The following is a 14,395-nucleotide window of genomic DNA, read 5'->3' as shown; positions in this document are numbered from 1 at the left end:
CCCCTTCATAACTAATCGCTCTCACACCTAATTCTGCGGCAAGAGCCCGTAGGTCGCAGTCCATATTTTTAGCGCAGGTTAAACAAGATTTCGGGTGGTCAGAGAGGAGAAGCTCGACCATAGCTCGTCTAGCTTGGATTGCACGTAGGGAATCAGTTTTAACAACCATACCACTCGCTACCGGAGTTGAACAGGAGGAGGCTAGGTTACGTCGGCCCTCGACTTCGACCACACAAACTCTACAAGAAGCAATGTTATTGTTATAATGCATTTCATTAAGTTTTAGATGGCATAAGGTAGGAATATCAATATTGACGGTTCGGGCTGCGTCCAAAATGGACGTTCCTTCGGGTACAGTAAGTGGTATGTCATTAATTGTTAGCTGTATATCCATATGGAGTCCTCCTTTAAAGCAAACTTGGCTGGCGCTCGACGACGAAGACACTGTCTTCGTGCGGTTTAAACCTTCTTGCAGCTTGCGAAAGCGGCCGCCTAGTTGCACTTATGCCCACGCATTCTAATAAGAAGGGTACAGGGGTACCTTAATGGCGGATGATGGCGCCGATAACACGGCATTGTTCCATACATGCCCCGCATTTTAGGCAGCGTTCTTGATCGATAACGTGGCGTTTCTTGGTTGAGCCAGAAATACAAGACATGGGGCATTTCTTGACGCAAAGGGTACAGCCTACACACTTATCCGTGATTTCATATTTCAACAAGCTCTGACAGACGCCAGCTGGACAAGTTTTATCTACGATATGCGCGACATACTCGTCTCGGAAGTACTTTAAGGTAGAAAGGATGGGATTGGGTGCACTTTGTCCAAGCCCGCAAAGAGCTGTGTCCTTAATGATATGACAAAGTTTCTCCATGTTCTCTAAATCCTCTAATGTCCCTTTGCCTTCGGTGATCTTGGTCAAGATTTCATAAAGACGTTTGGTCCCGACCCGGCAGGCGGTACAGCGACCACACGATTCGTCCATCGTAAACTCCAGGAAATATTTAGCGATATTAACCATGCAATCGTCTTCATCCAAGACAATGAGCCCTCCAGAGCCCATCATAGAACCGATGGCAGCTAACGACTCATAATCAATAGGGGAATCTAAATACTTGGTCGGAATACATCCACCGGAGGGCCCCCCAGTTTGGGCAGCTTTAAACGTTTTGTGTTGTTTAATTCCTCCGCCAATGTTAAAAATAATTTGCCGGAGGGTTGTCCCCATGGGGACCTCAACTAGCCCTACATTGTTGACTTTTCCAGCTAAAGCAAATACTTTTGTTCCTTTGCTTTTTTCTGTGCCAATTGAAGCAAACCAATCGGCTCCTTTTAAAATAATAGCGGGGATATTGGCCAATGTTTCGACATTGTTGACACACGTTGGTTTACCCCAAAGCCCCTTTTGGGCAGGAAAGGGAGGTTTGACAGTGGGTTCTCCCCGAGCCCCCTCAATGGAATGGATCAGAGCCGTCTCTTCACCACAGACGAAAGCCCCTGCTCCGTATTTAAGCTCAATGTCAAAAGAGAAATCACTTCCTAAAATGCTTTTTCCAAGTAATCCGTATTCTCGGGCTTGCGCAATAGCGATCTTCAACCTGTGAATGGCTGCAGGGTATTCAGCACGAACATAGATATATCCCTCGGAAGCCCCAATCGTAGAACCAGCGATGATCATAGCCTCTAAAACACTATGAGGGTCGCCCTCTAGGACGGATCGATCCATAAAGGCCCCCGGATCCCCTTCGTCAGCATTACAAATAATATAGCGTTGATCGGCTTGGCTCTTGCGCGTGAATTCCCATTTCACGCCCGTGGGGAAACCCGCGCCGCCACGCCCTCGAAGACCACTATCTTTAAGAACGTCAATAACGTCCAGAGGCGTCATGTTAAAAAGAACTTGAGATAAGGCCTGATAACCGTCAGCGGCGATATATTCAAGAATGTTTTCAGGAGCAATGTGGCCAACGTTCCGTAGAGCAATTCGAAGTTGTCCATCATAAAAAGGAATGTTGCTAGCAAAACGTTCCTTGGTGTTAGGATCCATATAGAGGAGGTGCTCTACCTGTTTTCCTTGAATAAAGTGTTCTTCGACAATGGTTGCTACGTCATCAGCAGAAACCTCACAATAGGTTACATTATCTGGGTGGATCTCAATCATCGGCCCTTTTTCACAAAAACCAAAACAGCCGGGTTGAAAAACTTTAATTTGCTCAGATAATCCTCGTTGCTTGAGTTCCTCTTCAAGGCGTTCGGCGATTCCAGGACTGCCTGAGGAGTGGCAACCAGGCCCTCCGCAGACCATAACGTGTTTTAAGCCTTGAGTATTTTTAGCTGTCACAGTATCAGCAACGCGCCTTGTTTCAATGAGTTTTAGACTTTGGGCTTTTAAGGCATTTAAGGCCGCGGTATTTTTGAGTTTCATTTGGCTTTTCCCTTCCTTCGGTTACGCTTTTTGTCGAGGTTCGGGGGATCGAAGTTCGAAATTCAGGTCCGAATATCTTGCTTCATGTTTCGTACTTCGCAGTTAACTTTCTGGTCGGTACTTTGCCAGGACCTCATTAATGGCTTGTGCCTCATGCATGCGTCCATGAACTTTACCATCGACGATCATAACTGGGGCGAGGCCACAGGCTCCAACGCAACGTAATGTTTCTAAGGTAAAGAGATTATCCGGAGTGGTTTCTCCGGCCTTAATTTTTAGTTGATTTTCAAGTTCTTCTTTTAATTTTTCTGCTCCTCGTACAAAACAGGCAGTCCCTGTGCATATATTGACAACGTGTTCCCCCCTGGGAACCATAGTGAAAAACGAGTAGAAGCTCACAACGCCATAGACCGTGGCGGAAGGGATATCAAGTTTCTGGGCAATATGCCATTGGACATTATCAGGCAAGTAACCGTATATTTCTTGTGCATAATGTAAAATTCCAATCAGGTTTTCTTTTTTGTAGGTTAAGCTGTCGATATAGTCATCCAGCTTTTGCGCAAATTCATTTGGCGAAGCGCTATCACACATAGAAATCCTCCTTCATTGAAACAATGTAGTTTACGTTCAAACCTCCTTTTCATAATGTAAGGGAAAAATCTGTCAGATTATTTTTTGTTTTGCGAATCTATGATTTAGTTTATCTTTCTTCTCCCTGATTTGTCGTGTTTATGGAGGTAAGAAAAGGGTTTTGTAAGTAAAGAATGTTAAAATAGAAAGTTTTGATAATTAAGAAAGTAACATCTGGGATTTCGTAAATAAAGATAAATAAGACTGCCGCCTTCGCCAGTCTTAGCGAAGGCGGCGGTCTTATTTGCACTGAAAGGTGCCCAATAGGCCTTTCATAAAAGGATAAATAATTTAACAGGTCGTCCACCCGTGCCGTATCTGAGTTCGGATTTTAATACCCTGCGCTGTTCCAAAAATTCAAGGTAATGACGTACTGTGACCCTAGTCAGCTTAACTCCTTCTGCGACTTCCTCTGCAGAAAGAGGACGGCGGGTTGCTTGCAGAAATTGTACTATATGCTCAAGAGTTACTTTAGATAAACCCTTAGGCAATCCTTCATCTCCACTATACCAGGGACTTTCCATACTAAATTCCGGATTTGGTTTGGTAGCAACTGTATAGTCAGTGGTCAGCTCAGTCATAGTCTTATTACCCCTCATCAGTTCCATAACATTATGAATTTCATTATTATCAAGTGATTCATTTTTGAGGTTACTATGAGTTACCTGATTAATTTCTCCTGTTAACACTTGGATTTGGTCTACCATTTGGTTAAAGACGTCCTTCAACTCCTTGATTTCCTTTGCACTGGAAACGTTTATACTCTGCATCAATTGTTCTGTTGCTACTTCCTGGGCACCTGACATGATATTCTGCAAAGGATAGATAATTGCTTTGCGCAGAGAACGCAAGGTGAGAAAAACAATTAAGACAGTCAAGACCAATCCCAAGGTGGCCATCGTTATCAAAGACCTTGTGAAAAAACTCTGATCGTAGCTCTGTGAAATTCTCACACAAAACATTCCAATGATCTTATCACTTTCTGCACGTAAGGGGAAATAACCAACTTGGTTCCATCGATCCCCATTATCTTCACGTCCAAGATACATCTGCCCATTTTGTAATACTGTCTGGGCAACGTTAGCAGAAGCTTTTCCACCAAGAACTGGTTCACCATTTGAACTAAGTTCTGAGGTCACCACAGGCATCTCCCCCAGAAACACTGTCACAGTATCTCCCGTTAGGCGAGATAAATGATCTGCTATGTTATTATTGAAGCTGATCTTAACTGGTCCTTTATATAACTCCCCATCTTGCACAGACCATGAGCCGGGATATTTTGTATCAATTATTTCCTCACATATTGCCAAATCCGCTTGTACTTTAATCTGCGCAGCGACCACATCGTGGTCTTTCATCTGCCAACCAAGGACCACGTAGAAGCTACCCATTAGTACAAAAAAAGCACACAGCAGCAATACTAAAATCTGATGTTTGAGTAAACGCACAAATACCCTTCCTCCATTGATCTCACTAAATATTATTTATCTAATATGCACAAGTCTTTAAAAGATTGTTTTTTTAAAGTATCAACCAATCCAAATTCAACAAATATCCAATCGTGTAATTCTTTTGAATATTTACAACCCCTTTTTGAGATACTTTTCATATATTATAACCTTATTCACCTCAAGTTTCTAAATAATATTAAAAGATTGCGTGTTTAAAAGGATTTATATAAACTAGGAATTTTCAAAGAGCTCGAATTACTTGCTCAAGGAAATAAACCAAAGCCAAAGCCCGACAGCAACTAGTGAGCCGTAAGAAAGAGATAGGTTATGTTCTATAAAGATAAAAGATTTTCTCTTACATTAATTATCAAATAGATATATTTCAAGCAGGATAATTGAAATCAATGTAGAATATAACTAATTAAGGTAACAGTCTAATGTGCGACGAAATCAATTCGAAAGAGAATAGTTAAGTACAATCATCATAAATAATATGAATTTTTTAAGAATTAGTCAAATAGTAGTGTAAAAAAAGTGTGGTTAAAGTCTAGAGTCTTTAGATGCCGAAAGTAATAAGTGTTAGTCTGTATAAATTCCAGTCTTTCGCAAACAAATAAAAGAGATGGCTAGATTGGAACAATGTGTGATATCGACTTATATTTCTTCGAAGCATATAATGATGATTACGGCCTCTCTTCTCTGTGCCATACCAAAAGTAAAATCACTGTATCCTTGATCAAGGCAGCCACCAAACCTTTTGTTTGGACATCAATCTGTGTTATAAAGTAGAGATAATTAGCCAAGACAATGAGATTGGGCCATTCTGCTTGAAGTGCATTGTCTATAAAAATTATTATAGGAGGTAATTATAATGAGTTTTGAAATTAACAAGAGTGTAAAATGGGTCGGCAAAATCGACTGGGAATTAAAAAAGTTTCATGGTGATGAACTCTCTACTCACCGCGGTTCCAGCTATAATTCCTACCTTGTCCGAGACGAAAAGATAGCCTTGATTGATTGTGTATGGACGCCCTTCGCCAAAGAGTTTGTTGCTAATTTGAAGAAAGAAATTGATTTAAATAAGATTGATTATATCATTGCTAACCATGGTGAACCCGATCACAGTGGGGCCTTACCAGAATTAATGAGAGAAATTCCCAACACCCCTATTTATTGCACCGCCAATGCTATAAAATCCCTAAAAGGTCAATATCATCAGGATTGGAATTTCGTACCTGTTAAGACGGGGGATAAATTAAGCCTTGGTTCCAAAGAGTTTATTTTCATTGAGGCAAGAATGCTCCATTGGCCTGATACTATGTTCACCTACTTGACCGGAGATAATATCCTGTTCAGCAATGATGGCTTTGGTCAGCATTTAGCTTCCGAGCATATGTTCAATGACTTGGTAGATCAATCAGAGTTATATCACGAGGCTCTAAAATATTATGCTAATATTTTAACTCCGTTCAGTAAATTTGTTGGCAATAAAATTACTGAAATCCTGAGCTTTAACCTACCTGTTGATATGATCTGCCCTAGTCATGGCCTCATATGGCGGGATAATCCTTTACAAATTGTCAATAAATATATGGATTGGGCTAAAGACTACCAAGAAAATCAAATTACGATCATATACGATACTATGTGGAATAGCACTCGGCAGATGGCAGAAAGAATAGCCGCTGGGATAAAATCAAGTAATACGGCTGTTACTGTTAAATTGTTTAATGCTAATTCTACCCATACCGATAAAAATGATATTATCACCGAAGTCTTCAAATCTAAGGCCATAATTGTTGGATCACCGACCATTAATAAAGGCATATCGTTTGCCGTCGCCGGAATACTGGAAATGATCAAAGGATTGGCGTTTAAAAATAAAAAAGGCGCTGCCTTTGGTAGTTACGGTTGGAGTGGTGAAGGAAACAAACTTATTTCAGCTGAATTAGAACACGGTGGGTTTGAGCTACTCAACGAAGGGCTTAAGGTAACCTGGAACCCAGATGACGAGAGCATTATCAAATGTCAGGAATTCGGGCAAAGTATTGGAGAAGCTCTCAAGTAAATAAGAAAAGGTAACCTTATAGAAGAAGGGGGAGCATTTCAAACGCTCCCCCTTCTTCTATAAGGTGATACAGAATTTTGGCACCATTAACTCTCTAATTTGCATAAAATCCCTTCCAATGAAGCTCCGCTGCTGGTATGGCACCTGAAAACTGGTATCTTCTTTCTTTTTGCTTCTTTAACAGCTGTGTGAATCATTTGATGGGAAACTGTCGATGTGAATAAGACAATTCCATCGGGCGTTCCAATCACCTTTTCAAATCTGGTCGGCATCTGGGTATAGACCTTAACGCGATGCCCCCGCTTGGCGCATATCTCCGTATATTCACTGTGCATCCGATCATGACCTCCAACAAGCACGATACTCATCGTATCCCTCCTTCCTCTTGAGTTACTAAGCTTTCACACTTGGATGTTATCTTAGAACAATCACATTTACTTTGGGTGCAACCTCCACAGCAAGTGCTTTTACCTTTTTGCATACGCACTATTGTCCGAGCAACAATTAAAACTGTCACGCCAACAATGATACCTCCTAAAATCCAATTGATCATAACATCACCCTTTTCCTTAGTTCTTTATCGATAGTTCCAAATACGCAATGGATCTTCATCCAAATTTTCTACTTACTTAACTAAAGCCCATTAATTTTCCTACTTGAAAGATAATAAATGCCACTATCCAGGCTACCCCTGTCGAAAATCCCGCCGTAATTAACGTCCACTTCCATGAGTTCATCTCTCTTTTGATGGTTGCAAAGGCCGCCATGCACGGCAAGTACAGTAAGGAAAACGCCATGAATGCATAAGCTGTTAAGGGAGTAAACGATGCTCGCAGAGCTGTTATCAGGTCCGTCGACCCTTCTGTTGCTTCTGCGATTCCGTGTAAGATGCCCATAGTAGACACTACGGCTTCTTTTGCTATAAAACCTGTGAGCAGTGCGACTGCAGATCTCCAGTCCCCAAAGCCCAGAGGTGAGAAAACAGGCGCTATAACTTTACCGATGGCACCAAGCATGCTATCTCCAGGTTCCGCCACTGCTTGGAAGGAAAAATTAGCGTATTGTAAAAACCAGATCACAACTGCGGCTGCAAAAATGATTGTCCCTGCTTTTTTGACAAACCCTTTACCCTTGTCCCACATATGAATTGTTAAGCCTTTAATTGTCGGAAATCTATAGGGAGGCAATTCCATGACGAAAGGGGCTACATCCCCTTTTAGAATGGTTTTCTTGAGGATAAATCCTGATAAAATGGCGACTACAATACCCAGCACATATAGGGAGAAGACAACCATGGTTTGATTGGCTGCAAAAAAGGCTCCGGCATACAAGGCATAGATTGGAAGCCTGGCCCCACAGGACATAAAAGGGATGAGCATGATAGTCAAGCGGCGATCTTTTTCATTTTCCAAGGTCCTCGTACTCATCACCGCGGGAACACTGCATCCAAAGCCAATCAGCATGGGGATAAACGATTTCCCACTCAAACCAAGCTTTCTAAGCAATCGATCCATGACGAAAGCCGCTCTGGCCATATAACCAGTATCTTCAAGAATGGAAAGAAAGAAGAATAGGATCATGATCTGCGGTACAAAAACCAGCATACTTCCTAACCCGCCGATAATTCCGTTTACAATGAGATCATGCAACCAACTTGCCGCTCCTGCGCTCTCAAGTAAACTTGAGATAAAATTCGCAAATGTATCATTGATCAATCCATCCACAAAGTCGATGGTGAATGAGCCGATTGTACCAAAGGTTACTGAGAATATACCGAACATCATGGCTAGAAACAACGGAATGGCTAAAATCCTATTCGTCACCACTATATCAATTTTATCTGAAACCGTTAATTGAGAGCTTTGCTCTTTTTTCTTAACAGCTTTACCCGCCACATCGGTCGTAAACCGATATCGGCTATCAGCAATCACTGTTTCTATATCCATATCATACTTTTTTTCCAGTTTTTCCTGATAGACTTTGATCTCAGTCAGCAAGACGCCGGGAACTTCTAGCGTCTTTTGTACATTTTCATCACCTTCTAAAAGCTTTAAAGCCGTCCACCGAGAATTTCCATGCTTACTTTTCAGCTGCGGAACAATGTTTACTTCAATTTCTTTGATACACTTCACGATATTTTCATTATGTAGTTCATATGACGCAGGTGAGCTCCCTGCTGAAGCCGCTGCTTGAGCAACATGGAGAGCTCTTTCCAAAAGTTCTTTAACACCTCGGCCTTTACTGGCTGTAATAGGTATAACCGGAACCTTGAGGGATTCTTCAAGGAGACTAGTGTTAATTTTATCACCCTTTGCTTCCACTGCGTCCATCATATTTAACGCAACAACAACGTTAACACCTAATTCAATCAGTTGGGTCGTTAGGTATAAGTTTCTTTCGATGTTCGTAGCATCAACAATATTAATAACTACATCGGGTTTTTCATTGACGATGTAATCTCTGGCAATTATTTCTTCCATTGAATAGGGGGATAATGAATAAATACCAGGAAGATCAATGATCTTTATATCCTCTTGTATTTTTTTTGCTTTACCTTCTCTTTTCTCAATAGTTACTCCCGGCCAGTTTCCAACATACTGCGTACTACCGGTAATTTCATTAAACAAAGTGGTTTTGCCGCAGTTTGGATTGCCTACCAGTGCAAACTTTAAAGACATGTGACACTCTCCTCTCAACGATATCAATAACCATTCTCAATTATAGTCTAAGAAAAATGTTCCTATTCTAGGAACAAAAGTTATTGCAAAATTATCAATTCCGCTTCAGATTTCCTAATGGTCAATTCGTAACCGCGGATGTTTATCTCAATGGGATCCCCCAACGGGGCTACTTTCCTGACCAATACTTCCGCTCCACGGGTCACACCCATGTCCATTAGCCTTCTCTTGACTGCACCTTTATCCCCGTCAATCTTGGCAATTATCGCTTTTTCGCCTGACTTTAATTCTTTTAAGGTCCTCTCCAAACTACTTAACCCCTTTCTTATCACACCTGGACTATTACTTGTTGGGCAACTCCTCTATTTAGCGCCAACCGTGACCCTTTAATGGACACAATAAGATTTCCACTAAATTCGGATATGACCGATATGGTTACACCCGGAATAATACCTAGCCCTTCCAAAAATTTTTTGGTTGTATCCTTAGCCCTACAGGCATTAACTTTAGCCTCTTTGCCGGGGGATAGCATTGTTAATGGCATTTTTCTCCCTCCTAACTTTTAAAGGGTTGTGGTTGGTATTGATAATCAGTATCATCTATTGGCTTTATAGTAGCATTATTTTCTCATGCCGTCAATGAAAATATTACGATGTCCTGTATGCGTGCCAGTAAGGAATTGACCTTTCTTTCTAGATAAACAAAAGCTCCGTAATTTTTCAACTATTACGGAGCTTTTGCTTATCTACTTACCAAACTTTATCGTAATATCAACAATTTCCGGGGTATTACCTAACCGAATTGGGGGGCCCCAAGTACCATAACCTGACGAAACAATGAGTTGGAAGTCTCCTTTGCGCAGGTATCCCCAGTCGTCTTCAAAAACTCGTTGCGTAATCAACCGAATCGGAAATAATTGTCCTGCGTGCGTATGGCCGGATAATTGCAAGTCAACTCCTTGTTCAAAAGGCTCATCTAACTGGAGCGGTTGATGATCCATTACTATTATCGGAAGGGAACGGTTAACTCCTCGCATCAAGGTGTCTAAGGTTTGTCTTTTGACCTTGTTAACACGCTCGCTCGACCGATCATCGCGTCCAATAACATAAAAACTTCCGGCGATCTCCTGAGAACTATCCCGTAATACCTGGACCCCTGCCTCACCCAGGTATTTAATTGCTTCCTCGGCATTGCCGCCAATGTATTCATGGTTACCTAGTACTGCAAAAACCCCGTACGGGGCATTTAGTCTGCGAAAGTTATCAACTGTTTGGAGTTTATTCGTTGATTCGATATTTTCATCAAATACGTCTCCAGGAAAGAGCACGAGATCGGGTTTAAGTTCATTGACCGAATTAACTAGTTTCGTAAGATAACCGTTGTTAATAATTGTCCCTAAATGGATATCTGAAACCATCACAACATGCAACTGTTTTAACGCTCCAGCTTGTTTAGCGATTGTCAAATCATAGTGGTTAATCCGAGGATGACGGGCATTCCATGCCCCATAACTTATGATCGCTACGACCAATATAAAAACAGTTAATCCCAAAGCGGGGTTCAAACTCCGTTTCATTTCCACCGGTATAAAATTAAAAAGATGGTCTAACAATCTAATGATATCGAGCGCAGTGATAACTAATAAGAAATATAACATAAACGCCAACCAGTAGGCCCCTACTCGATTCAATCCTTCAAATAAAACTGTCGGAAGAAATTTTTGGCTAAACCTACTGAATAGATAAGACAAAGCAAGCAGCCAAAAAACAGTCCAATATACCTTTGGAATGAGGACAGGGACAAAACTAAACAAGGCCTGCCACCCTCGCAGACCAATGTAGTAATTAAATCCACCGTAAATTAAAAAGATAAAACCAACAACCAAGAAAAATAGAGGGCTTATCATCTTTCTACCTCCGAGTTCTAAAGTAACCTTAATGTAAAGCTACTTTTTGAAAGATATTATTAGTATATAATTTAGAGCACACTCTAAGTCAAGAGCTATAATAATTTATAAATTAAAGTACTTTAACCCAAATAGTATTAGCTAATACTCCCATTCCCTTCGCGAATCTCTGTAAGACTGTACTTTCCATTATTAAACAAGACTTTTTCGTAGCATCACCCAAACAAAAATGGCTGGTTTATCAATGGAACTTATGGGGGGGATATTTACTAACTATTTTACACTGGTTAGGCATAATTTTATAATACAATTACTTGAGTTTTCTTAAACTATCATTTCTTAGGTTTAGCACCCTATTAACACACAATATAAGGGCACACATGATACCACTACTTATTAAGCAGCGAAAGACTAGGCCTTTACGTGATGCACGTGGTGGCATAGTCTTTTGCTTTTACAATTACTATCTCCACTTGAACGATTCGATAATGACTCCATCAATCATTTATATGCAGAGGAGATTTTATAATCATGAAATTCAAAAGTATTCAAACACAGTTTTTAGTAATTTCCGTAACTATTATTTTAATTACACTAGCAACAGTAGGTAGTATCGTTAGTTATCAGGTAACTAATCAAGCTAGAAGCGATTATTTTAACAATTCGAACGAACAGATGAAAATTGCCGAAAAATCAATTAAGATCTTTTATAATCAGATCGATAAAGATATTAATATGATGGCTTCAAATCCAGTAATAATGAAAGCAAGTAGTGGTATTACGTCCTACGCTAACAATAGTGAAGAAACTAAAATGACACCATCGCACAATGGTGGATTAGAACAAGAAATTTATGAAGTTTTTAACCATTATGCAGAAACTCATCCTGGTACAATGTACGTCTATTTTGGCACGGAAAAAGGGGCTTATCTTCAGTGGCCTGAAACCAGCATACCGAAAAAATTCAATCCGCCTGAAAAGAATTGGTACAAAGCAGGGTTGAACGGAAGTGGGTCTATTGTGCGAACAGCACCCTACGTTGATGGTATTTCTAATGCTATGATTACGAGCAATGTTAGGTCTTTTACTGATACTAATGGAAATCTGATTGGTACATTAGGCATTGATGTGCAGCAGTCCGTCATCAGTGATATGTTAAGTTCTATGAAAAATGGTAAAACAGGGTTTTCGATGATAGTCCATAATACGGGGGTTATTCTAGCAGATGGAAATAATCCAAAAAATAATTTCAAAAAAATAAACGAGATCCAGATAGCTGGATTGGACCAGCTATTGTCGAAAGACTTAAAGTCCTTTGATGTAAATATTGGCGGAATTAAATACATAGTTAATCCCCATAAAGTTTCCGGAACCGATTGGATATTAGCATCATTAATGTCTGAGAACGAATTAACAGAAGGTGCTCGAAAAATATCAATTATGGTTCTAAGTATTTCAGTAATTATGCTGATCATAACAATTTCTTTAATCACTATAACCACAAGGAGAATTACTACACCTATCATAAAATCTTCTGAGTACTTAGAAATTGTTGCAAGCGGAGATTTTTCTCGAGAGATTGACCCTAAATTTCTATCCAGAAATGACGAAATAGGGTCAATTACTAACGCTATAAATGATATGAAAAATTCTGTTAAGCAATTGGTGAATAGCATAAAACTTGAATCTTCCTCTATCGAAAAAGGAGTTCATAATGTATTGGACAACGTTATTAACCTAACCACAAATCTGGAAGAGATATCTGCTACAACCGAAGAGTTGGCAGCAAGTATGGAAGAAACATCTGCAGCATCTGAAGAGATGTCAGCGACCTCACAGGAGATAGAAAAAGCTGTTCACTTAATTGCTGAAAAGTCGCAACAAGGTGCAGTTTCGGCAAAGAAAATTACTAAAAGAGCCGATGATACTAAGCTAAATGTTGATGCCGCCCAAAAAAAAGCATATCATATATTTGTCGATACTAAAGAAAAATTGGAACAGGCAATAATTGAATCTAAGGTAGTTGATCAAATTAATTTATTAACCGAATCCATCATGCAAATTACCGAACAAACCAATTTGCTTGCCTTAAATGCCGCTATTGAGGCTGCTAGAGCCGGTGAAGCAGGGAGAGGGTTCTCTGTTGTTTCAGAGGAAATAAGAAAACTTGCAGAGCAATCAAAAGACGCTGTTATTCAAATACAGGATGTTACTACGAAAGTAACAAGGTCTGTCGATAATCTCTCAAGTAGCTCTAATCGTCTACTCTCTTTTGTGTCTGTAGATGTAAGTAATGATTATAAGGTTATGTTGGATGTCGCTGAAAAATATAGCGAGGATGCTAAATTTGTTGATGAGCTTGTAACAGAATTTAGTGCTACCTCCGTGCAACTTAGAGCCGCTATTCAAAACATTTCAGTTGCTATTGATGGGGTAGCTCAAGCAGCTAATGAAAGTGCAATCGGAACTTCAGATATAGCCAATCGGGCTACTGAGGTAAACGCTCGTTCTAACGATGTAAAAACACAAGTTTGGAGAACCCAAGAAAGTGCTAATAAATTAAAGGAAGACATAACAAAATTCAAGATTGATTAAACACTCAAATATTAGTAACTATTAATCCAATAAACTAAGGGGATGTGTGAAAACTCAGTCTCCAAAATTTCAAGTGGTTACAACAATCATAAGCGTCCTCATTTCACTATTAAAGTGGAGTGAGGACGCTTGTGTTTTGATGATATAGAAGCAAAAGTGGGGATGTGAAAAATATAGTAACAAGTTTTAGCACAGCCCCTTTTGCGTTTTAATAATAGGAATCCGAATCATTTTCATTTACCTCAAGGTGGTGCGATAGGCAAAGGCAAAGCAAAAGGTCAAAACCTCAAAAGAGATTTTGACCTTCGCCTCATGGCCTGTCCAATGATTAATTATGCTTCTTTCTTAGATCCGGGCAGCATCATTTCTACGTCACCGTGTGGACGCGGGATGACATGTACGGAGATCAGTTCGCCAACTCGCTGAGCTGCCGCAGCACCGGCATCGGTTGCTGCTTTTACAGCACCAACATCGCCTCTTACCATAACCGTTACCAGAGCACCTCCGACTTTTTCGTAGCCAATCAGCTGCACGTTAGCGGCCTTCACCATGGCATCTGCCGCTTCAATTGCTCCTACTAGACCTCTGGTTTCAATTAATCCTAAAGCTTCTGATCTATTCATTTTTGTTGCCTCCTAAAA

General features: G+C 40.3%; 12 protein-coding genes. 2 read left to right on the top strand and 10 right to left on the bottom strand.

Going from position 1 to position 14,395, the window contains the following annotated elements; genetic code table 11:
• The 4 genes from DSBG_RS17145 to DSBG_RS17130 form a co-directional block, all read right to left on the bottom strand.
• The coding region (locus DSBG_RS17145; RefSeq protein ID WP_141694353.1) for a 2Fe-2S iron-sulfur cluster-binding protein at positions 1–394 on the bottom strand (394 nt) is incomplete at its 3' end.
• 148 nt (positions 395–542) lie between these two features.
• Positions 543–2,426, bottom strand: coding sequence for an NADH-quinone oxidoreductase subunit NuoF (locus DSBG_RS17140; RefSeq protein WP_068965525.1), 1,884 nt, complete (start codon positions 2,424–2,426; stop codon positions 543–545).
• A 102-nt stretch (positions 2,427–2,528) separates the two neighbouring features.
• Positions 2,529–3,017: an NADH-quinone oxidoreductase subunit NuoE family protein gene (locus DSBG_RS17135; RefSeq protein WP_068965523.1), complete on the bottom strand. Its 489-nt coding sequence runs from the start codon at positions 3,015–3,017 to the stop codon at positions 2,529–2,531.
• Between the two features lie 311 nt (positions 3,018–3,328).
• Positions 3,329–4,504, bottom strand: coding sequence for a cache domain-containing protein (locus DSBG_RS17130; protein WP_068965521.1), 1,176 nt, complete (start codon positions 4,502–4,504; stop codon positions 3,329–3,331).
• Positions 4,505–5,378: 874 nt separating this feature from the next.
• On the opposite strand from DSBG_RS17130, the gene DSBG_RS17125 reads away from it, so the two are divergent.
• Positions 5,379–6,575, top strand: a complete 1,197-nt coding sequence (locus DSBG_RS17125) for an anaerobic nitric oxide reductase flavorubredoxin (protein ID WP_068965519.1) — start codon at positions 5,379–5,381, stop codon at positions 6,573–6,575.
• 86 nt (positions 6,576–6,661) lie between these two features.
• On the opposite strand, the gene DSBG_RS17120 is transcribed toward DSBG_RS17125, so the two are convergent.
• The 5 genes from DSBG_RS17120 to DSBG_RS17095 form a co-directional block, all read right to left on the bottom strand.
• The gene (locus DSBG_RS17120; RefSeq protein WP_068965517.1) at positions 6,662–6,943 is read right to left on the bottom strand and encodes a DUF2325 domain-containing protein; all 282 of its coding nucleotides are present in this window, start codon (positions 6,941–6,943) and stop codon (positions 6,662–6,664) included.
• Between the two features lie 261 nt (positions 6,944–7,204).
• Positions 7,205–9,253: a ferrous iron transport protein B gene (feoB, locus tag DSBG_RS17110; protein WP_068965513.1), complete on the bottom strand. Its 2,049-nt coding sequence runs from the start codon at positions 9,251–9,253 to the stop codon at positions 7,205–7,207.
• An 80-nt stretch (positions 9,254–9,333) separates the two neighbouring features.
• The gene (locus DSBG_RS17105) at positions 9,334–9,561 is read right to left on the bottom strand and encodes a FeoA family protein (RefSeq protein ID WP_068965511.1); all 228 of its coding nucleotides are present in this window, start codon (positions 9,559–9,561) and stop codon (positions 9,334–9,336) included.
• Between the two features lie 20 nt (positions 9,562–9,581).
• Complete coding sequence (locus DSBG_RS17100; protein WP_068965509.1) at positions 9,582–9,797, bottom strand: FeoA family protein; 216 nt, start codon at positions 9,795–9,797, stop codon at positions 9,582–9,584.
• A 201-nt stretch (positions 9,798–9,998) separates the two neighbouring features.
• Positions 9,999–11,159 carry a metallophosphoesterase gene (locus DSBG_RS17095; RefSeq protein WP_068965507.1) on the bottom strand — a complete coding sequence of 387 codons (1,161 nt, stop codon included), beginning with the start codon at positions 11,157–11,159 and terminating at the stop codon, positions 9,999–10,001.
• Between the two features lie 531 nt (positions 11,160–11,690).
• Between DSBG_RS17095 and DSBG_RS17090 the strand changes: the two genes are divergently transcribed.
• Positions 11,691–13,754 (top strand): methyl-accepting chemotaxis protein, encoded by a 2,064-nt coding sequence (locus tag DSBG_RS17090; RefSeq protein ID WP_068965505.1) that lies wholly within the window; start codon positions 11,691–11,693, stop codon positions 13,752–13,754.
• A 332-nt stretch (positions 13,755–14,086) separates the two neighbouring features.
• Here DSBG_RS17090 and eutM read toward each other — a convergent pair whose 3' ends face one another.
• Positions 14,087–14,377 carry an ethanolamine utilization microcompartment protein EutM gene (eutM, locus tag DSBG_RS17085; protein WP_068965503.1) on the bottom strand — a complete coding sequence of 97 codons (291 nt, stop codon included), beginning with the start codon at positions 14,375–14,377 and terminating at the stop codon, positions 14,087–14,089.
• Between the last annotated feature and the right edge of the window lie 18 nt (positions 14,378–14,395).

Source organism: Desulfosporosinus cupriresistens (genome assembly GCF_001707885.1).
In the GTDB taxonomy this organism is placed as follows: domain Bacteria; phylum Bacillota; class Desulfitobacteriia; order Desulfitobacteriales; family Desulfitobacteriaceae; genus Desulfosporosinus.
The sequence above is the reverse complement of the archived record's forward strand: the minus strand, read 5'-3'. Positions and strand labels throughout refer to the sequence as shown.